The sequence below is a fragment of the Thiomonas intermedia genome, assembly GCF_002028405.1.
Taxonomy (GTDB): Bacteria; Pseudomonadota; Gammaproteobacteria; order Burkholderiales; family Burkholderiaceae_C; genus Thiomonas; species Thiomonas intermedia.
On record NZ_CP020046.1, the window covers coordinates 1021071 to 1040871 of the forward strand.

General features: G+C 65.3%; 14 protein-coding genes. 7 read left to right on the top strand and 7 right to left on the bottom strand.

Features of this window, described 5'->3' with window-relative positions:
• Positions 1–49: 49 nt before the first annotated feature.
• On the top strand, positions 50–3499 hold the full coding sequence (locus tag BVH73_RS04790) for a pilus assembly protein (protein WP_169836751.1): 3450 nt from the start codon (positions 50–52) through the stop codon (positions 3497–3499).
• A 131-nt stretch (positions 3500–3630) separates the two neighbouring features.
• On the top strand, positions 3631–4107 hold the full coding sequence (locus BVH73_RS04795) for a type IV pilin protein (protein WP_079416573.1): 477 nt from the start codon (positions 3631–3633) through the stop codon (positions 4105–4107).
• A 324-nt stretch (positions 4108–4431) separates the two neighbouring features.
• On the opposite strand, the gene BVH73_RS04800 is transcribed toward BVH73_RS04795, so the two are convergent.
• The 4 genes from BVH73_RS04800 to BVH73_RS04815 all read right to left on the bottom strand — a co-directional run bounded on the left by BVH73_RS04800 (position 4432) and on the right by BVH73_RS04815 (position 7655).
• The gene (locus tag BVH73_RS04800) at positions 4432–5274 is read right to left on the bottom strand and encodes a TIGR04325 family methyltransferase (protein WP_079416575.1); all 843 of its coding nucleotides are present in this window, start codon (positions 5272–5274) and stop codon (positions 4432–4434) included.
• A gap of 62 nt (positions 5275–5336) precedes the next feature.
• Positions 5337–6233: a sterol desaturase family protein gene (locus BVH73_RS04805; RefSeq protein ID WP_425444131.1), complete on the bottom strand. Its 897-nt coding sequence runs from the start codon at positions 6231–6233 to the stop codon at positions 5337–5339.
• Positions 6234–6250: 17 nt separating this feature from the next.
• Positions 6251–6745 (bottom strand): SRPBCC family protein, encoded by a 495-nt coding sequence (locus BVH73_RS04810; protein ID WP_079416577.1) that lies wholly within the window; start codon positions 6743–6745, stop codon positions 6251–6253.
• Between the two features lie 19 nt (positions 6746–6764).
• Positions 6765–7655: a LysR family transcriptional regulator gene (locus BVH73_RS04815; RefSeq protein ID WP_079416579.1), complete on the bottom strand. Its 891-nt coding sequence runs from the start codon at positions 7653–7655 to the stop codon at positions 6765–6767.
• Positions 7656–7764: 109 nt separating this feature from the next.
• On the opposite strand from BVH73_RS04815, the gene BVH73_RS04820 reads away from it, so the two are divergent.
• Positions 7765–8727 carry a DMT family transporter gene (locus BVH73_RS04820; RefSeq protein WP_079416581.1) on the top strand — a complete coding sequence of 321 codons (963 nt, stop codon included), beginning with the start codon at positions 7765–7767 and terminating at the stop codon, positions 8725–8727.
• Between the two features lie 12 nt (positions 8728–8739).
• Here BVH73_RS04820 and BVH73_RS04825 read toward each other — a convergent pair whose 3' ends face one another.
• The 3 genes from BVH73_RS04825 to BVH73_RS04840 all read right to left on the bottom strand — a co-directional run bounded on the left by BVH73_RS04825 (position 8740) and on the right by BVH73_RS04840 (position 11176).
• Positions 8740–9147, bottom strand: coding sequence for a VOC family protein (locus BVH73_RS04825; protein WP_079420340.1), 408 nt, complete (start codon positions 9145–9147; stop codon positions 8740–8742).
• An 8-nt stretch (positions 9148–9155) separates the two neighbouring features.
• Positions 9156–9449, bottom strand: coding sequence for a hypothetical protein (locus BVH73_RS04830; RefSeq protein ID WP_079416583.1), 294 nt, complete (start codon positions 9447–9449; stop codon positions 9156–9158).
• Positions 9450–9769: 320 nt separating this feature from the next.
• Positions 9770–11176: an FAD-binding oxidoreductase gene (locus BVH73_RS04840; protein WP_079416585.1), complete on the bottom strand. Its 1407-nt coding sequence runs from the start codon at positions 11174–11176 to the stop codon at positions 9770–9772.
• Positions 11177–11250: 74 nt separating this feature from the next.
• Here BVH73_RS04840 and BVH73_RS04845 point away from each other — a divergent pair, with 74 nt between their 5' ends.
• The 4 genes from BVH73_RS04845 to BVH73_RS04860 all read left to right on the top strand — a co-directional run bounded on the left by BVH73_RS04845 (position 11251) and on the right by BVH73_RS04860 (position 19798).
• Entirely contained in the window at positions 11251–11844 is a 594-nt protein-coding gene (locus BVH73_RS04845) for a cob(I)yrinic acid a,c-diamide adenosyltransferase (RefSeq protein WP_079416587.1), read from the top strand.
• A gap of 162 nt (positions 11845–12006) precedes the next feature.
• Entirely contained in the window at positions 12007–13314 is a 1308-nt protein-coding gene (locus BVH73_RS04850; protein ID WP_079416589.1) for an efflux RND transporter periplasmic adaptor subunit, read from the top strand.
• A gap of 170 nt (positions 13315–13484) precedes the next feature.
• Positions 13485–16697 (top strand): efflux RND transporter permease subunit, encoded by a 3213-nt coding sequence (locus tag BVH73_RS04855; protein ID WP_245800477.1) that lies wholly within the window; start codon positions 13485–13487, stop codon positions 16695–16697.
• The gene (locus tag BVH73_RS04860) at positions 16694–19798 is read left to right on the top strand and encodes an efflux RND transporter permease subunit (protein ID WP_079416593.1); all 3105 of its coding nucleotides are present in this window, start codon (positions 16694–16696) and stop codon (positions 19796–19798) included. The genes BVH73_RS04855 and BVH73_RS04860 overlap by 4 nt, the downstream gene beginning before the upstream one ends.
• Positions 19799–19801: the final 3 nt, after the last annotated feature.

Genomic DNA, 19801 nt, shown 5'->3' on the forward strand with positions numbered 1-19801 from the left:
CGCTGTCGTCATCGGAACATCTTTCGGCCTTGCGTTTGCGCCTTGGAGCATGGCACCAAGCGACGCCGGCACCGTGACGACGAGCCAGCCACGCCCGCAAGTGGTCATCGCCATCGGCAACTCGCAATCCATGGACGGCGACCTGAGCGGCGCCATCATGACAGGCTCGGGCAATCTCTCCAGCGGCTTGACCAGCCTGTACAACAGCAGTTCGCCGGTGAACTACTCGGTGCCCTCGGGCTTCTCTCCGCCGATGACCCCGAGCCAGACGGCCTCGGCGCCCTATACCTACAACAATAACGGAACCCTGGTGGACAACGGCGCCAGCCGTCTGAACGTGGCCAAGGCCGGCATTACCAGCACTCTGTCCAAATATCTGTCGAGCATGGATTTTGCGCTAGCGGATTACTCAACGACTGGCACCAGCCTCTACACCACTTGGGTGTATTACATGTCGCCGCCCAACGGCTTCACGTTTGCCAATAGCCTGCCCACCAACGGCTTCACCAGTTACTCGACCTACCAGAGCTTCGTCGCCGCCAACCCAAGCCCCAGTCCCGCACCAACACGCTGGGTGAACAACCCCTGCTATCAATACGGCAGCGCGTCGTCGTCGGTCAAGAGTTACTGCACGAGTCTGTCGCAATCGGGCCTATACGGGAGTTCCAGTAGCAGCGCGGCCAGCACGCTATCGGGCAACAAATACATGCAGATTGGAGCCTCTAGTGATGACCCGAACGTCAACGATGTGCTCTATGCAGGTGGATTGTCGGGCTTGTTCGTCTCCTACAACGGCCCCAATCCGGCTACGCCCTATCCACCCAATTTCAGCCTGAGCAACTACAAGAACGGCTCGATCTACGTTTCCTACAAGAACACCTCCCCCAATAATGGCGGTTTTGGCACCAGCCCGACCAATGCCGGCTATGTGCCGTATTCGCCGCAGGTCGTCTATGCCCAGCGCGGCTTTGGCTACTACGTTCAAGGCCTCAGTGCCACGACCGGCGCCACCGTGGTGTCCATGACCAATCTGGGCACCAACCCCAGCACCACGACCGTGAACACGGCGATGGTGCCTTTCACGTCGGCGCTGCAGCCCGAGACCAACAGTTCCTCGTCAAAAGAAATCAAGGCGCTGGCCTATCAGTCGCCCACTGCAGGCCTGGTGCAGGGTGCGGGCAATATTCTGAAAAATCTCACCGCCTCATGTGCGGGCCAGTACGTCATTCTGGTGACAGATGGTCTGCCCACCATGGATCTGAATATGAACAATTGGCCGCCGCTGGGCAGTGCTGCGGGGCAGGGTTACGGGGTGAACGCGGCCTTTTATGGCGTTGCCGGCAACACCGCCTATGGCATCAACGACGACAGCGGCAACGTGCCCAACGGTCAGACCCAGGGCGGACTGGATATCAGCAAGACCAACGACCAGGCGTTGATCGACACCATCAACGCCATTGCCGCGCTGAACAAGAAGGGAATCAAGACCTATGTCGTCGGCCTGGGCGCGGGGGTGGATGCCAATGCCAATCTGGCCGCCTATGCCGCACTTAATGCGATGGCGATTGCAGGAGGCACGGGAACGGAATACCCGGCCAACAACGTCGCGGCTTTCAACACGGCACTGGGCAGCATCGCCGCCCAGATTTTCAGCAGCACGGCCATATCGGCACCTGTTGCACCTTCGAAAATTCAGGCTGGCTCTCTGATCTACACGGCATCGTCCAACAACACCCCTGGATCGATCGGCGGGCACATTCAGGCCTTCCAGACTGTAGCCGCCCCGACCAACGCTGCCAGCGCGCCGATCGGCACGCCCACCGGCCCAGCGCAGTGGGACGCGGGAGATGGCCCCCACATGACGGCGTCGGCCCGCCAGACGGACCTCCTGACCACTACGGCAACCGCGTCTGGCACAGGGCCTGGCTCTGGCGGCATCGACACCCTGCAAAACGTCGGCGGCAACAGCAGCAGCGCCAACTACAGCCCTTCTTCTTTCGCCCTGAGTGCCACGACCTGCGTGCCCAATCTGAAGACTCTATTGGCATACACCGTCGACCCGTCGTTCAACTCGACGGGAGACACGACCAACACGGCCGCGCTGGGTTTTCCCAACGGGGTATCGGGTTGCTCCTATCTGGCCGGACGACAGCTCAACTGGATGCTTGGAAGTCTCAGCGCCAACGATCAGGTGAACTACCTTGGTGCGCCCTCGAATGCAAACAACGCATCGATCGGCGGCTATGGCACCTTCGCCAACAACAACAAGGGCCGCGAAAACCTCCTCACCTTCACGAGCAATGACGGGTTTCTGTATGCCGTCGATGCCAAGACGGGCAACCTGGTCTGGGGTTGGATGCCCAAGGTGTTCCTGCCCGGCTTGCAGTCCTACACCCAGTTTCAGTCGGCGCAAAACTTCGATGGCGGCTACACCCTGGTCGATGCCGTCAACACCACGTCGGCCCCGAAGGCGGCCAACTGGGCCACTTACGTCGTCGGCACGGCCCAGGGCGGCGCTTACCACTATGCGCTCAAGCTCAGCAGCAATACGTTATCGTCGAGCACCACTCCCGCGACCCCCGTTGCACAGACCTGGGGCATCACCGTCTCGGGTGGCAGTTCTCCCCAGATGCAGGCACCAGTCATCGTGAACATCGGAGGCATGCAATACGCAGTGTTCGTCGTCAATACCACCACGGGCAGCGGCGCATCGGCCATCACCACCAGCACGCTGTACGAAGTGAACGTGGCAACAGGGCAGGCGGCATCAGGGTCCACGCTGTCTGCCGCGCTGAACATGGGCAGCAACGTCTACGTCAGTAGCGCCTTGAGCTACGACTCGGGCACGCAGACACTGTGGATGGGCGACAACCAGGGCGGCATCTGGGCCTTGAATCTCTCGGGAACCGCTCCGCAGGACGCGGCGCTTCTGCAAAATTACGGCACCACTTCGCCCGCCGCAGCGATCAATTACCTTGGCTACGCCATGGTCAGCGGTGTGCCGTATGTATGGACGGCCTCGCAAAGCCAGATTACCGTGTTCGCCCTCTCCGGCGCGAATTCACGCATCCTCTGGGCCAGTAGCAATCAAACCGGCCTGCAGTACAGCAATGGTTCGCTGCAACCCGTCTCCAGCAATGTGGTCATGCCGCTGCAGGCCAATGGGCAGATTTCTGCGGCACCGGCCATCAGTTATGGCACGTTGGTCGTTCCTGTGTATGTTCCACCGGCAGCGACGTCTTGCGGCCTGGGTAACGGTTACCACGATTATTTTGATCTCGGCTCCGGCGGACTGCCCAAGATACCGCCGGTCATCAATGGCGTAGCCATCACCAACGGCATTGTGAACCTTGGAGCAGGCGTCCCGTTGTCACCGAGTGGGTTTGCCACCAGTTCGGGTCTGGTCATGTATGGTCAAACGAATACCAACCAAACACCCGTGGTTGTCAACTTCAATGCCCGTGTCCGGAATCCACCCATCGCCTGGCGCCAATATTGATCTGTAGTCAGTACGCGCTGTGGAGTTTCAGCCACAGCGCGGCTGCAGCGTTGTGAAATATGCCGCAATTCGTCCTCCGCGGTACGCATACGTCTTGTGGTCCACGGTCTGCGCGCGTTACAGACCGTGACATGATGTTCATTCTCCCACCCCCCATACAAGGCAAACGTCTGGGGGGCTTCACCCTTCTCGAGTTGTTGATGGCGCTGGTCTTGATCGGCGTACTCACGGCCATCGCCTTGCCCATCTACAGCGGCTATCGCCTCAAGATCGAAAATGCGCAGGTACAGCAAGACGTGGTATCCATCTCTGCGGCCATCCAGAGCTATTGGATTTATAACCGCGCGCTGCCCAACACCCTGGCCGACATTGGCATGGGGGGCAAACTCTACCCCTGCGGCAATCCTTACGTCTACTACAACATCGAGGAAAACGGCAAAGGCCACGCGCGCAAGGACAAGGCGCTCAATCCCATCAACACCGATTTCGACCCCTACCGCATGGGGCAAAACGGGCAGACCAAATCGCAGATCAGCAACAAGGTCAGCCTAGACGACATCATCCGTGCGAACAATGGCGCCTACGTCGGGCTCGCCTCCAACTATTGACGCTTTGGTCCTGAGCCACACGTCTGCCGATAAAGCCGCGTCGCCATAGATTGCCCCATGCGTGCCCCTCGCGTTTCCCCACGGGTATTCGGCAGCCATCTGGCAAGGCAATTGTTCGCCGTGTTCGTTCTGGCGGCATCGGACTGGTTGTCGAGCACGGCGGTGCACGACGTGGCGCGTCAGCTCTATCTGCAACACCAGGAGCGTGCGACACGACAGATCAGCCGCCAGGTGTCATCTATCTCTATTCCCGTCCCGTGGCCTTCGCAGAATTTGAACAGCTGCCAGGGTTGCCCCACATACCAGCGAATCGCTAAAAAATTTTTAGGCACACCGCCGCAGATAAAACCCGTGATACACGTCGAGCGAGTGCTCGGGTTCGAAGGCGATGTGGCAGTGCTTGTCGGGGTTTTGCCAGCGGTCGACGATCTGGTAGCCCAGCCGCGTGAGGCCTTCGAGAAAGGGCGCGTAGGCGGCGATGCGGTAGGGGCAGAAGGCGGTGCCGATGCTCTGCAGGGTGAAGTAATCCTGCCCACCGTTGTCGAGCACATGCAGCGGCGTGAGGTTGAGGATGATGTGGCGCGGCAGTTGCGCCCCGCCCTGCGCCAGTGCGGCCAGCCGCTGCGTCAGGGTGTCGGGCAGGTACTGCAGCACGCCCAGTGCCAGCAGCACATCCACACCGCCCGCGCCGACGAAGTCGCCGTTGAAACCCAGGCGCCCTGCGGGGTCGCGTTCGCGGGCGATCTCCATGCCGCGCACCATGACGGCGGGCACGTCGCTCACCGTCCAGCGCAGCTTGGCGGGATAGTCGAGGTAACGCTGATAGCCGTAGTAGCCGATGCCGATATGCCCGCCCAGATCGAACACCGAACTCTGCCCCTGGGCGAACAGCTTCTGCAGCCAGAAGATGACGGGATAGTCGCTGGGATAGATGCGCTTGATGCGCTCCAGATACATGCCGGCGGCGTCGGCGTTGTCGTAGCCCAGCGGCCGCGTGCTCGGCGCGCTGGCCTGTGCGGCATCAAACGTGGCGTAGATGCCCCGGAACAGATTGGCGTCGGTATTGCTGGCAAAGGTGGCCTCGGCCCGCTGGCGCCGGAGTTGCCCCAGAGGCGGCAGTTCGGCCAGGCGGTCGAGGGTGGCGTGAGCTTGTTCGAGCAGGTGCATGGCGTCGGACGAGGGATTTCGGAATGTCCAATTGGGCTCGAATGATGGACATTTGGCTACCCCTACTCGCGGTGATCCAAGCCCTGCGACATCTGGGCTGAGCGCTGTGCCGCGGTCTGTTCAGGCGGCCCCTGCGCGCTCAATGCCCGGTCGGGCGGGCCGAAAAGCTGGACCAGGCGCGCTCTGAGGCCACGCGCCCGAACGGCGTCGCCCAGCATGGCCCGCCACTCGTGAAACGTCAGCGTGATGGGGTTGTGGCTGCGCACCGGATGGGTGATGCCATACACGCAGGGATCGGCCGGATCTTCCGGGGTGAAGCTGCCGAACAGCTTGTCCCAGATGATGAAGACTCCGGCGTAGTTGCGATCGATGTATTGCGGATTGCGCGCGTGGTGCACCCGGTGATGCGATGGGGTGTTGAACACCGCTTCGAGCCAACCCAACCTGCCGACGGCCTCGGTGTGCACGAAAAACTGGAAGGCCAGATTGAGCGCCACCACGGTCACGATATGGGCAGGCGCAAAACCGATGAAGGCCAGCGGCAGCCAGAACAGCCACATGCCCGAAATCGGATAGGTGAGGCTTTGGCGGAAGGCGGTCGAGAGGTTGAGCCGCTCCGACGAGTGATGCGTCACATGCGAAGCCCAAAGCCAGCGCACGCGGTGGCTGGTGCGATGAAACCCGTAATAGAAAAGGTCCTGCGCCACCACCAGCAGCGCCACACTCCACCAGCTTGCCGGAATGTCAAACAGCCGGTGCCGCCAGAGCCCGACGAACAGGCCGAAGGTCAGCAGCCAGGCCAGCGCATCGGCCCCCTGATGCATCAAGGCGAGCGCGGCGTTGGATGTCGTGTCGGCCCAGGTGTAATGGCTGCGGCCCGCGCGCCGCAGATACCAGGCCTCCCAGGCGATGAAGCCCAGAAACACGGGGGCAAGCGCGAGCAGGAGAAGGCTGTCCATCGGCCATCGCAGAGCGGTCAGGGCGTGGGGGTGCCGGCAGGGTTCCGAGTCGCGGCGCACTGCGCATGCATGGCCGCGAGACAGCGTTGCATGGCTGGCTGCATGCAACAGCGCAACAACAGGCCGACTGCCCAGCGCGACAGGGCTCCACGCGGCGTGAAGGTGTATTGCCATTCGACCTCGCACCCTACGGTGCTGTCGACGAAGGTCCAGCGCGCCTGGCCCAGGCAGACCAGCCAGGAGAACGGCGGCCGGAAGCCGCTCAGGGTGTAGGCGTGCAGGCCCGGCCGGTCGAGTGCCGTGACCTGCTCGGTCAGCACCGATCCGTCGCTATTGGCCACCAGCCGGGTGCACCCCACCGCCAGGGGCGAAAGCGCGGTGATGCGGCGAATCGACGGGATCGGCCCATACCCGCGAAACAGCGGTGCAAACCGCTCCGGGTCGACCGAAAGATCGAACGCCTGCGCGGCGCTGCAGCGCAGACTTGCGCGGGCAATGCAGGTGGGCGGCATGGCGGTGTTGGCGGACGGCTCAGGGCTGATCGAAAGAGTCCACAAGATAGTCGATGAACACCCGCACCTTGGGCGGCAGGTAGCGGTTGGGCAGGTAGAGGGCGAAGAGTTCGGCGCGGCTGGGCGGGGCGTAGGCGGCGAGCACTTCGCGCAGCGAGCCATCGAGCAGGTTCTGGCGCACCGCATAGTCGCGCATGTACGCCACGCCGACGCCGCCGCAGGCGGCGCGGCGCAGGGCTTCGGTGCTGTTGCTGCGCAAGCTGCCCCGAACCGGCACGACCAGCGCGCGGCCGTCCTGCTCGAACGCCCAGGTGCCGGCGCCTTCAGCCTGGGGGTAGATGAGGCAGTTGTGCTGCGCCAGATCCTGCGGGGTCAGGGGCGTGCCGCGCCGCTGCAGATAGGCGTCGGCCGCACAGGCCACGCGGCGGATGCGGTGCAGCGGCCGAGCCACCAGCCCCTCGGGAGGGCGCGCGGTCAGGCGGATCGCCAAATCGAAGCCGTCTTCGGCCAGATCGACCTGGCGGTCACTGGCGTCGAGTTCGAGCTGCACGTCGGGGTAGCGTTCGAGAAAGGCCGGCAGCAGCGGCGCCAGGCTGCCGTTGGCGAAGGCCACGGGCGCACTCACCCGCAACTGCCCGCGCGGCGACTGATGAAACTGGCTCACCGCGGCTTCGGCCGTCTGGGCGATGTCGAGCAGTTGGGCGCAATGCGTGTGAAACGCCGAGCCCGCCTCGCTGAGGCTGAGATGCCGCGTGGTGCGGTTGAGCAGGCGCGTGCCCAGTTGTTGCTCCAGGCGCGCCACCTGTTTGCTCACCACGGGCAGCGACATGCCCAGGCTGCGGGCGGCCTCGGAGAAGGAATGCGTCTCCACCACGCGGGCGAAGGTGCGGCATGCATCCAGGTCGAGCATCGTGCCTCCAATATTTCCAATTCAGAAATAAATAATTGGAATTTTGCACCTTTATCAAAATTTCGGAAATTCATACGCTTCGTCTCTCCACGATATTCAGGAGGACGCCATGAATCGGAGTTTGAGCTTTCCCCAGGCGCTGGGGGCGTTGGGTGTGGCGGCGATGGCCTGGGGCGGCATGTTGCCGCTGGCCAAGGCCTTGATGCTGCACATGGATGTGTTCGTCATGACCGCCATCCGTTACGGGCTGGCGGCACCGCTCTTCCTGCTCGCCCTGGCCTGGAAGGAAGGTCGGCCTGCGCTTCGGCTCGACGGCCGCGGCTGGCAACTGGCCGCCCTGGGCAGCCTGGGCTTCGCCGGCTTCAATCTGCTGGGCTACGAAGGTCTGCGACACACCCAGCCTCAACAGGCCGCCATCATCATCGCGCTGATGCCGCTGCTCAGCGCCCTTGTCAACTGGGCGCTCAACGGGGTGCGACCCAGCGCGGGCACCTGGGCGAGCATCGGCCTGTCCTTGCTTGGCGTGGCGCTGGTGCTCAGCAACGGCAACCCCGCGCACCTTCTGGCGGATAACCACCTCGGCGGCGACGGCCTGGTGCTGCTGGGCGTGCTGTGCTGGGTGATCTATACGCTGGCGGCGCGCCGGTATCCGGCCTGGTCATCGCTGCGCTACACCGCCTGGACCTGCGCCTTCGGCGCCCTGAGCATCGTGGGCATCGCCGTTCTGGCGGTGGCCCTGGGCCATGCGGACTTGCCGACCCTGCCCGTCTTGCGGGAGTCGGCCTGGGGGCTTGCCTACCTCGTGTTGATCGCCGCCTTCATCGCGGTGCTGGGCTGGAATGCAGGCATCCAGCGCGTGGGCGCCTCGGTGGGCGTGCTGTTCATCAACTTCGTCCCGGTAACGGCCTTCGGCATCGCCTTGTTTCAGGGCGTGCACATCGGCGGCGCGGAAGTGCTCGGCGCGGGGCTGGTGATGCTGGCCCTGCTGCTCAACAGCGCGCTGGCGCATCCGCGCCTGAAGACCTTGCTGTCGCGCAGGCAGCCCGCGCGCATCTGCACGCAAGAAGTCTGAGCCGCGAAGCGTTCAGACTGCGGCGCGACACACGGCGGCGAGCTTGTTGCCGTCGGGGTCGCGCACATAGGCGGCGTAAAAGTCAGGGCCGTAGTGCGGGCGCAGAGCGGGTGCGCCTTCGCTGCACCCGCCATGCGCCAGCGCGGCAGCGTGAAAGGCATCGACCTGCGCCCGGCTCATGGCCGCCAGCGCCACCATGCTGCCGTTGCCCGTAGTGGCAGGCTGGCCGTCGAAGGGCTTGCACAGCCACAGCGCCCGTTCCACCCGCCCCTCGTCGGCATAGCGGCCCCAGCCGATTTCATGGCTGGGATCGTCATCTTCCGTCACGCATCGTGCATGGCCCAGCGTGGCCAGCACGGGGTCGTAGAACGCGGCCGCGCGGACGAGATCGTTGGTGCCGAGCATGAGGTAGGTGAACATGGTCATGCTCAGTTGGTTTTCGCCACACCGCGCTTTGCCGCACTACTGCTTGATGTCTTTACGGGATCGGCTGCGCTGTGGCGATCCACATAGGCGTCGAGCAGGTGGCGGATCATGCGCTGATATTGGGAGTGATGGGCCTGCGCTTGATGTTTGAAGAAATCCACACTCTTCTTGCTCAAGGCCAAAGTGACTTTGACGCCCTCTTCGCGAAAGACCAAGGCCTCCGGCGGAGGCAGAAAATCCGCGATGATTTCCACGTCACCGATCGGTTCGTCGGTGTATTTGATTTTCTTGCTCATAGACAGTCCTTCCTTTGCGCCAATAGCCTGCACCGATGATCCGAATGCTGGGGCCCCTGCAAGTAAAGCGCACCGTGAGGACGCCTTCATCCACCTTGCCGAAGCAGAAATAGCGCGCTTCGTTTGTGCTGTGCTCAATGTCGCGTGCGATGCCCCGCTGGGATCGGCAAATGCATACTGGGCCCGGTCGAAACCAACGCCATGCTTTTCACGGTTGGCTGCATCCCACTCGAAGCTCGGCCTCTGCATGGCAGAAGTTTAGATAAAAGCCATACTTTTCGCCATACCGCACTCATGACCTAACGGTGCAGAAACCCCTGTCACGCAAAGATCTTCCCCGGGTTGAGGATGCCCTTCGGATCGAGGGCCCGCTTGATGGCGCGCATCACGTCGAGGGCGTCGTCGCCGGCTTCCTCGCGCAGGAAACCCTGCTTGTGCAGACCGATGCCGTGCTCGCCGCTGCAGGTGCCGCCCAGTTTGAGCGCGCGGCGCACGAGCTGGGCGTTGAGCCGCTCGGCCAGCTCGCGCTCTTCGGGTTGGGCCGGATCGATGAGGTAGCCGATGTGGTAATTGCCGTCGCCCACATGGCCGACGACGAAGTAGGGCAAACCGGCGGCATCGGCTTCAAGAAGGGTGTCGTTGATGCTTTCGGCCAGACGCGAAATGGGTACGCAGGTATCGGTGGTGACGCAGCGGCAGCCGGGTTTCATCTGCAGCGCGGAGAGGTAGGCGTGGTGCCGCGCCTTCCATAGCTTCGTGCGCTCTTCCGGGGTGTCGGCCCAGGCGAAGTCGCTGCCCGCGTGTTCGGCTGCGAGGGCCTGCACGGCTTCGGCCTGCTCGCGCACCCCGGCGGGCGAGCCGTGGAATTCCATCAGCAGCAGGGGCTGCTCGGGCAGGCCGAGATGGTCGTGCGCGTTGACGGCGCGCACCGCGCCGGCATCCATCAATTCCACGCGGGCGATGGGAATGCCGGCCTGGATCACGGCGATGGTGCAGTCCACCGCGTGCGCCACGTCTGGGAAGGAACACACCGCCGCGGCCACGGCTTCGGGCTGCGGATAAAGGCGCACGGTGACTTCGGTGACGATGCCCAGCGTGCCCTCGCTGCCCACCATGAGGCGGGTGAGGTCGTACCCCGCGCTGCTCTTGCGCGCCTGGGTGCCGGTGCGAATGATGCGGCCATCGGCCAGCACCACCGTGAGCGCCAGCACGTTCTCGCGCATGGTGCCGTAGCGCACGGCGTTGGTGCCCGAGGCGCGCGTGGCGGTCATGCCGCCCAGCGTGGCGTCAGCCCCCGGGTCGATGGGGAAGAACAGCCCAGTGTGGCGCAGCTCGTCGTTGAGCTGCATGCGTGTGACGCCAGCCTGAACAGTGACAAGCATGTCGTCGGTGGCAACATCGAGTACCCGGTTCATGCGCGACAGATCGAGGCTGATGCCACCCTGCACCGCCAACAACTGGCCTTCGAGCGACGACCCGGCGCCATAGGCGATGACGGGCACATCGTGCCCGGCGGCCAACGCCACCGCGTCGGCCACGTCCTGCGTGCTGTCGCAGAACACCACGGCCGCGGGCGGCGGCACATCGAAGGGCGATTCATCGCGCCCATGCTGCTCGCGCACGGCCAGCGCGGTGGAAAGCTGAGCACCGAAGCGTGCGGCCAGCGCGGCGAGCAAGGCGGGCGGCGTGGGGCGGGTGAGCACGGTGGGGGTGAGGGGGGCGTTCATGGCGGCAGTCCTCGCGGAGCGCAGGTTTGCGGAATTGGGCAAGAATACGCCGTTCCATTCGACCGAGGATCTCCATGGGCCACCGCCTCACCGCCATTTCCACCCGCACTGGCGACGCGGGCACCACCGGGCTGGGTGACGGCTCGCGCTGTCTGAAATCGGCCGCGCGCATCCAGGCGCTGGGCGATGTCGACGAGCTCAATTCTCACCTCGGCCTGCTGCGCAGCCAGGGGCTGCCCGAGGCCATCGACACGCTGCTGCTGCAGGTGCAGCACGATCTGTTCGATCTCGGCGGGGAGCTTTCGGTGCCCGGCATGGCGCTGCTCAAGCCGGAGCAGGTCGCCGCGCTCGACGAAGCGCTCAAGACCTACAACGCGCAACTGCCGCCGCTGGCCGAGTTCATTCTGCCGGGCGGCACACCGACGGCCTCGCAGGCTCACGTCTGCCGCACCGTGGCGCGCCGCGCCGAGCGGGCGGTGGTGGCGGTCTCCAACGAGGTGGCGCAGTCGGGCGGGGCGGAAGCGCCGCTGCTGCTGCGCGCGGAGTTGCTGCAATACCTCAACCGCCTGTCCGACCTGCTGTTCGTGCTCGCCCGCACGCTCAACCGCGCGGGCGACGCCGCCAGCACCGAGGTGTACTGGAATCACCAGCGCACGCCCAAGGGCTGAGGCGCGGGTCCGCGCCCGTCCCTTCACCGACGGCTTCATATTTCTTCACATGGCCTGCACACGGATTTCACGTCGCGCAGGCAGGATATGGAGACTGTCTGCTTTGATCGCGTCCCGTTTCACCCACCACGCCCCGCTTCGTTCATTCCTGGTCTGCCTCCCATGAACCTGCCTTCTCCTCCCGACCACCCCAAGCGCCCTGCCCCGCCCCCCCACCGCTGGATATGGGGCGGGCTGGGCGCCGCCCTCCTGGCCGCGGGCGGCCTGGCGCTGATGGGCAGCGAGCACCCCGCGCAGGCGCAGATGCGGGGCGGCGGCATGGACAAAGGGCAGATGGCCCCGCAGCCGGTCACCGCGTCCACGGTGAAAACCCAGTCGGTTCCGGTATGGCTGACCGCGCTGGGCACGGTCACGCCGCGCAGCTATGTGAACGTCATGCCGCGGGTGGCCGGGCTGCTGCAGAGCGTGGATTACAAACAGGGGCAGATGGTCAAGGCGGGTCAGTTGCTCGCACAGATCGATCCCCGTCCGTTCCGCATTGCGGTCGAACAGGCGCAGGCGCAGCTGGAGCAGACGCAGGCGCAGATGAACGGCGCGCAGAGCGATCTGCAGCGCTATGAAACCCTGCTCAAACAGGATTCGATTTCGGCGCAGCAGGTCTCCGACCAACGCGCCACCGTGGCCCAGCTCAAGGCCACGCTCGACGCCAACAAGGCCGCGCTCGACAACGCGCGGCTGCAACTGAGCTGGACCCGCATTACCGCGCCGATAGCCGGTCTCGCCGGCCTGCGTCCGGTGGATGCCGGCAATATGGTGACGACTTCCGGCGCCGTGGGCAGCAACACCAGCACCAGCTCCAATTCGGCCTCGCCGATCGCCACCATCGCCCAGGTCCAGCCGGTGGACGTGACCTTCGCCGTGCCGCAGCAGAACATCGCAGAGGTGGTCGGTCCACTCATGGCCGGCAAACACCTGGAAACCCAGGCCTGGGATGCGCGCAATACCCTGTTGCTCGAAACCGGTCAACTGGTCGCCGCCGACAACCAGATCAACAGCACGACGGGCACGCTCAACCTTCGCGCCGAGTTCACCAACAAGAAACTGAGTCTGTTCCCCAACCAGTTCGTCAACGTGCGGCTGCTGGTCAACACGATGGCCAACGCCCTCGTGGTGCCAACCACGGCCGTGGCCGTGGGCGCGCCCGGCACCTATGTGTACGTGATCGGCGCCGACAACAAGGTGAAGATGCGGGTGGTGAAAACCGGGGTCGCCTTCGACAACCTCACGCAGATCGTCAGCGGCGTGAAGGCCGGCGAACGCGTCGTGACCGACGGCCTCGACCGCTTGCGCGACGGCCGTGAAGTCAAGGTGGTGCAACCGCTGTCCGCCAACAACGAAGCCAAAGCCTCACACGCCAAGCCCGGCGCTCCGCATGGCGCCAAGCCTGCAGCCGCCAGCGGAGCGCGCTGACCATGAGCGCGCCGCAAGACGAGCCCACCTCCCCACCCCAACCCTCCCCACGCGTGGGGAGGGAGCAAGACCCTCCGCCGCCCGCGGGCGAGCCTGGCAGGGACGTAGAGGCCGCCCGGCCCAGCCCGTCACGGCTGTTCATCCTGCGGCCCATCGCCACCACGCTGCTGATGATTGCGGTGCTGGTGGCCGGCTTCGTCGGCTACCGGCTTTTGCCGCAGGCCGCGCTGCCGCAGGTGGACTATCCGACCATCCAGGTCACCACGCTCTACCCCGGCGCCAGCCCCGACGTGATGACCTCCTCGGTCACCGCGCCGCTGGAGCGCCAGTTCGGCCAGATGCCCGGCCTGGCGCAGATGTGGTCGGTCAGCTCCGGCGGCGCCTCGGTCATCACCCTGCGCTTTGATCTTTCGCTCTCGCTCGACGTGGCCGAGCAGGAGGTGCAGGCCGCGATCAATGCCGCGAGCAATCTGCTGCCTTCCGACCTGCCGCAGCCCCCCATCTATGCCAAGGTCAACCCCGCCGACGCGCCGGTCATCACTTTGGGGCTGACGTCCAACACCCTGCCGCTCACCACGCTGTACGACCTGGCCGACACGCGCCTGAGCCAGAAGCTCTCGCAGGTGTCGGGCGTGGGCCTGGTCAGCCTGTCGGGCGGCCACAAGCCCGCCATCCGCGTGACGGTGAACGGCCCCGCGCTGGCGGCGCTGGGCCTGAGCATGGACAGCATCCGCACCGCGATCACCGGCGCCAACGTCAACAGCCCGAAGGGCACCATCAACGGCAGCCAGCAATCGTTCAGCATCGACGCCAACGACCAGTTGCAGTCACCGCAGCAATACCGCGACATGATCATCGCCTACTCGGGCGGCGCGCCGGTCCGGCTGGGCGATGTGGCCACCCTCAGCACCGGTGCCGAGAACGCCTGGCAGGCCGCCCTGGTCAACGGCAAGCCGGGCATCGTCATCAACGTGCAGCGCCAGCCGGGCGCCAACGTCATCGCCGTGGTGGACAACATTCACAAGCTGCTGCCCAGTCTGCAGGCGCAGCTGCCGGCCGCGGCCCAGCTCTCGGTGCTGTCCGACCGCACCGTCACCATCCGCGCGGCCATCAGCGACGTGACGTTCGAGCTGCTGCTCTCGGTCGTGCTGGTGGTGCTGGTGATCTTCATCTTCCTGCGCAGCGCAAGGGCCACCTTCATTCCAGCCACCGCAGTGCCGCTGGCCTTGGTGGGCACGTTCGGCGCGATGTATCTGTTCGGTTTTTCGATCAACACCCTCACGCTGATGGCGCTCACCATCGCCACCGGCTTCGTGGTGGACGATGCCATCGTGATGATCGAGAACATCTCGCGCTACATCGAGGCCGGCGAGCGCCCGCTCACCGCCGCGCTCAAGGGCGCGGGTCAGATCGGCTTCACCATCATCACCCTCACCTTCTCGCTCATCGCGGTGCTCATTCCGCTGCTGTTCATGGGCGACGTGGTGGGTCGGCTGTTCCGCGAGTTCGCCATCACCCTGGCGGTGGCCATCGTCATCTCGGCCATCGTCTCGCTGACCTTCACGCCCATGCTGTCGGCGCGCCTGTTGCGCCATACGCCCGAGGCCGAACAAAGCCGTCTGTTCCATGCCACCGGCGCCTTTTTCGAAGGGCTGTCCGCGCGCTACACCCGGGCGCTGCGCTGGGTGCTGCGGCATCAGCCCCTGGTCCTGCTGCTGGCCGTGGGCACGCTGGCACTCACCGTACTCCTGTATGTGCTCATCCCCAAGGGCTTCTTCCCCACCCAGGACACGGGCATGATCCAGGCGACCACGGTGGCGCCGCAGGACGTCTCGTTCCAGTCCATGACCGAGCGCCAGCAAGCGCTGGTGGATGCACTGCTCAAAGATCCCGCGGTGGATTCGGTCTCGTCCGTGGTGGGCATCGACGGCGTGAACACCACGATGAACACCGGGCGGCTGCTGATCAACCTCAAGCCGCTGGACCAGCGCGGCTTGCGCGTGGGGCCGCTCATCACCCGTCTGGACGAGCGCGCCGCCAAGGTCGGCGGCATCCAGGCCTATCTGCAGCCGGTGCAAGACCTCACCATCGACGACATCGCCAGCCGCTACCCCTACCAGTTCAGCCTCTCGGCCACCAGCGCCGAGCAGCTCTCCAGCGCCAATGCCGCGTTGATGGACAGACTCAAGGCCCTGCCGCAGCTCGCCGGCGTGACCAGCGATCTGCAGGACCAGGGTCTGCAGGCCTATGTCGATGTCGACCGCAGCGCCGCCTCGCGACTGGGCATCAGCATGAGCGCCATCGACAGCGCGCTGTACAACGCCTTCGGCCAACGGCTGGTGTCCACCATCTTCACCCAGTCGGCGCAATACCGCGTGGTGCTCGACGTGGAGAACAACAGCCCCCACGCTTCGGCTTCGCCTGCGCTGCCCCCCGAGGGGGCGCCCGCCGCCTTGGGGCGGCCCGGCGGCGGCGGGGGCGGCGGCGCAAGCAACTCCGGCGGGCCGCTGAGCGCCTTCGACAGCGTCTACCTCGCAGGCAGCAGCGGGCAGATGGTGCCGCTGTCGAGCATTGCCACGGTCGAGCAGCGCGCCACGCCCCTGGCCATCGACCACATCGGCCAGTTCCCCGCCGCGCTGGTGTCGTTCCAGCTCGCCTCGGGCGTCTCGCTGGGCGAGGCGGTGGACGCGATCAACCAGGCGGCCCAAAAGGCGCAACTGCCGGCCTCGGTGGTCATTCAGTATCAGGGCTCGGCCAGCGCCTTTCAGTCGGCGCTGAGCAACCAGCTCTGGCTGCTGCTGGCCGCGGTGGCCACGATGTACATCGTGCTGGGCGTGCTGTATGAGAGCTACATCCACCCGGTGACGATTCTGTCCACCCTGCCGTCGGCCGGCATTGGCGCGCTGCTGGCGCTCATGGGCACGGGGCACAACCTCACGGTCATCGCCATCATCGGCATCATTCTGCTCATCGGCATCGTGCAGAAAAACGCCATCCTGATGGTGGACTTCGCCCTCGACGCCGAGCGCCATCAAGGCCTGCCGCCCGAGGAAGCCATGCTGCAGGCCGCGCACCTGCGGCTGCGCCCGATTCTGATGACCACCTTCGCGGCGCTGTTCGGCGCCGTGCCGCTGGTGGTCGGCGGCGGCATGGGGGCTGAACTGCGCCAGCCCCTGGGCATCACGCTGGTGGGCGGCCTGCTGGTGTCGCAGGTGCTCACGCTGTTCACCACGCCGGTGATCTATCTGGCTTTCGACCGGCTGAGCCGCCGGGCGGGGGCATGGCGCAAGCGGCGGTTCCCCCTCCCGGCCTCCCCCACGGGTGGGGGAGGTGAAGTCGCTCCCTCCCCAGGCGTGGGGAGGGATGAGGAGGGAAGGCGGTGAATCCCTCGGCACTGTTCATCCGACGCCCGATCGCGACCAGCCTTCTGGCGCTGGCGATTCTGCTGGCGGGCATCATGGCGTTCCGGCTGCTGCCGGTCTCGCCCCTGCCGCAGGTGGACTTTCCCACCATCGTGGTCAACGCCAGCCTGGCCGGGGCCAGTCCCGACGTGATGGCCGCCACCGTGGCCACGCCGCTGGAGCGCAGCCTGGGCACCATTGCCGGCATTTCGCAGATGACCTCGAGCAGCACGCAGGGCTCCACGCGCATCATCCTGCAGTTCGATCTGTCGAAAGACATCAACAGCGCCGCGCGACAGGTGCAGGCGGCGATCAACGCGGCCATTCCGCTGCTGCCCAGCGGGCTTTCGGGCAATCCGACGTACAAGAAGATGAACCCGGCCGACGCGCCGATCATGATTCTGTCGCTCACCTCCAAGAGCCTGACGCGCGGACAGATGTTCGATGCCGGCTCGACCATCCTGGCGCAGAAGATCTCGCAGATCGCGGGCATCGGCTCGGTCACGGTCGGGGGGGCGGCGCTGCCCGCGGTGCGCGTCGATCTCGATCTGCCGCGCGTCAACGGCATGGGGCTGAGCCTGGAGCAGGTGCGCCAGGCCATCGTCAGCAGCAATGTCGACACGCCCAAGGGCGCCATCGACAGCGGCGCTCATCGCTGGCAGGTCGGCGCCAACGACCAGCTCAGCACCCCCGCGCAATACCAGCACATCGTCGTGGGTTACAAGAACGGTGCGCCCATCGAGCTCGACCAGATCGCGCACGTTTACGAAGGGCTGCAGAACCAGCAGAACATGGGTCTGGCCAACGGCCAGCCTTCGGTCCAGCTCATCATCTACCGGCAGCCCGGCGCCAACATCATCGACGCGGTCGACGCCGTGAAGGCGGCCCTGCCGCAGCTCGAAGCCTCCATCCCGGCGGCGATCGACGTGACCGTCATGTCCGACCGCACCACCACCATCCGCGCTTCGCTCGAAGAGGTGGAGAACACGCTCATCCTCGCCGTGGCGCTGGTGATCGGCGTGGTCTGGCTGTTCCTGCGCGACTGGCGCGCCACGCTCATTCCGGCGCTGGCCGTGCCGCTGTCGCTGGTGGGCACCTTCGCCGCCATGTGGCTGCTCGACTATTCGCTCGACAACCTGTCGCTGATGGCGCTGATCGTGGCCACCGGCTTCGTCGTGGACGACGCCATCGTGGTGCTGGAAAACATCATGCGCCATGTCGAGGAGGGCCTGACGCCGCTGGCCGCCGCGCTCAAGGGCGCGCGCGAAGTGGGCTTCACCGTGCTGTCGATGAGCCTGTCGCTGGTGGCGGTGTTCCTGCCGGTGTTGTTCATGGGCGGCATCGTCGGGCGCCTGTTCCACGAGTTCGCCGTGACGCTGTCGGTGGCCATCGGCATTTCGCTGCTGGTCTCGCTCACGGTCACGCCCATGCTGGCTTCGCGCTGGCTGCGCTTGCTGCCGCAAAAAGACGAGGCCGCGCCGCGACGGCCGTCCCGGCTCGAAGCCGTGTGGGACCACATCCACAACGGCTATGCCCGCAGTCTGAAGTGGGCGCTGCTGCGCCCGGTGCTCATGCTGATCGTGTTCTTCGCCACCATCGGCCTGAGCGTCTATCTCTACAAGATCGTGCCCAAGGGATTCTTCCCGACGCAGGACACCGGGCTGATGATCGGCTCGGTGCAGGCCGATCAGTCGGTGTCGTTCCAGGAGATGAGCAAGAAGCTCGAGCGCATCGTCGCCATCGTGCGCGCGAACAAGGGCGTGCAGAACGTGGTCGCCTTCACCGGCGGGGGCACGACCAACAGCGCCTTCATGTTCATCCAGCTCAAGCCGCTCGACGAACGCGCCGGCGTGCAGACCCTGATCGTGCAGCTGCGCCGCGCGCTGGAACGGGTGCCGGGCACGCAGACCTTCATGTTCCCGGTGCAGGACATCCGCGCCGGCGGACGGCCATCGGCGGCGCTGTATGAGTACACCCTGCAGGCGTCCGATCTGGACACGCTGCGCGAATGGGAGCCCAAGGCGCTCGCAGCGTTCAAGCGCATTCCCGGTCTGAACGACGTCAACAGCGATCAGCAGGCCAACGGTCTGCAGCTCTCGCTGGTGATCGACCGCGCGGCCGCCGCGCGATACGGCATTCCGGTCTCCACCATCGACCAGACCCTGAACGACGCCTTCGGCCAGCGGCTCATCTCCACCATCTACGCTCCGCTCAATCAGTACCGGGTGGTCATGCAGGCCGCGCAGCAGTACCAGGACAACGCCCAGGCACTGAACGACGTGTTCGTGGTGAGCAGCGGCGGGCAGCGCGTGCCGCTGTCGGCGCTGGCGCACTACGAACTGACCAATACGCCGCTGGCGGTGAATCATCAGGGGCTGTTCGTCTCGTCCACCATCTCCTTCAACCTCGACAAGGGCGTGTCGCTGAGCAGCATCCAGGGCAAGATCAACGAGGCCACCGCCGCCATCGGCCTGCCCTCGGCGATTCATGGCGGCTTCCAGGGCACGGCGCAGCTGTTCGCCAGCACGCTGAAAAACCAGCCGCTGTTCATCATGGCCGCCATCTTCGCCATCTACATCGTGCTCGGCATGCTGTACGAGAGCACGCTGCATCCGCTCACCATCCTCTCCACCCTGCCACCGGCCGGCGTGGGCGCGGTGCTGGCGCTGCAGCTCACGCACACCGAGTTTTCCATCATCGCGCTCATCGGCGTGTTCCTGCTCATCGGCATCGTGAAGAAAAACGCCATTCTCATGGTCGATTTCGCCCTCAGCGCCGAACGCGAGCACGGCATGAACCCGCGCGACGCGATCTACCGCGCCGCCACCCTGCGCCTGCGCCCCATCCTCATGACCACCCTGGCCGCGCTGGGCACGGCCCTGCCGCTGGCCTTCATCACCGGCAACGGCGCCGAGCTGCGCCAGCCGCTGGGCATCTCGATCGCCGGGGGGCTGATCGTGAGCCAGGCGCTCACCCTCTACACCACCCCGGTGATCTACCTCGAACTCGACCGCCTGCGCCGCTGGACGCTGCGCAAGTTCGGCCGCAGCGACCGCCCGGCCTCTCTCGACTCTCTGGCCTGAACC

Excerpts from the sequence above, each read along its gene's own strand:
- BVH73_RS04805 (WP_425444131.1), bottom strand. The coding sequence starts at position 6,233 with ATGGACAGCCTTCTCCTGCTCGCGCTTGCCCCCGTGTTTCTGGGCTTC.
- BVH73_RS04815 (WP_079416579.1), bottom strand. The coding sequence starts at position 7,655 with ATGCTCGACCTGGATGCATGCCGCACCTTCGCCCGCGTGGTGGAGACG.
- BVH73_RS04795 (WP_079416573.1), top strand. The coding sequence starts at position 3,631 with ATGATGTTCATTCTCCCACCCCCCATACAAGGCAAACGTCTGGGGGGC.
- BVH73_RS04830 (WP_079416583.1), bottom strand. The coding sequence starts at position 9,449 with ATGAGCAAGAAAATCAAATACACCGACGAACCGATCGGTGACGTGGAA.
- BVH73_RS04820 (WP_079416581.1), top strand. The coding sequence starts at position 7,765 with ATGAATCGGAGTTTGAGCTTTCCCCAGGCGCTGGGGGCGTTGGGTGTG.
- BVH73_RS04845 (WP_079416587.1), top strand. The coding sequence starts at position 11,251 with ATGGGCCACCGCCTCACCGCCATTTCCACCCGCACTGGCGACGCGGGC.
- BVH73_RS04810 (WP_079416577.1), bottom strand. The coding sequence starts at position 6,745 with ATGCCGCCCACCTGCATTGCCCGCGCAAGTCTGCGCTGCAGCGCCGCG.
- BVH73_RS04850 (WP_079416589.1), top strand. The coding sequence starts at position 12,007 with ATGAACCTGCCTTCTCCTCCCGACCACCCCAAGCGCCCTGCCCCGCCC.
- BVH73_RS04855 (WP_245800477.1), top strand. The coding sequence starts at position 13,485 with ATGATTGCGGTGCTGGTGGCCGGCTTCGTCGGCTACCGGCTTTTGCCG.
- BVH73_RS04800 (WP_079416575.1), bottom strand. The coding sequence starts at position 5,274 with ATGCACCTGCTCGAACAAGCTCACGCCACCCTCGACCGCCTGGCCGAA.
- BVH73_RS04790 (WP_169836751.1), top strand. The coding sequence starts at position 50 with ATGGCACCAAGCGACGCCGGCACCGTGACGACGAGCCAGCCACGCCCG.
- BVH73_RS04840 (WP_079416585.1), bottom strand. The coding sequence starts at position 11,176 with ATGAACGCCCCCCTCACCCCCACCGTGCTCACCCGCCCCACGCCGCCC.
- BVH73_RS04825 (WP_079420340.1), bottom strand. The coding sequence starts at position 9,147 with ATGTTCACCTACCTCATGCTCGGCACCAACGATCTCGTCCGCGCGGCC.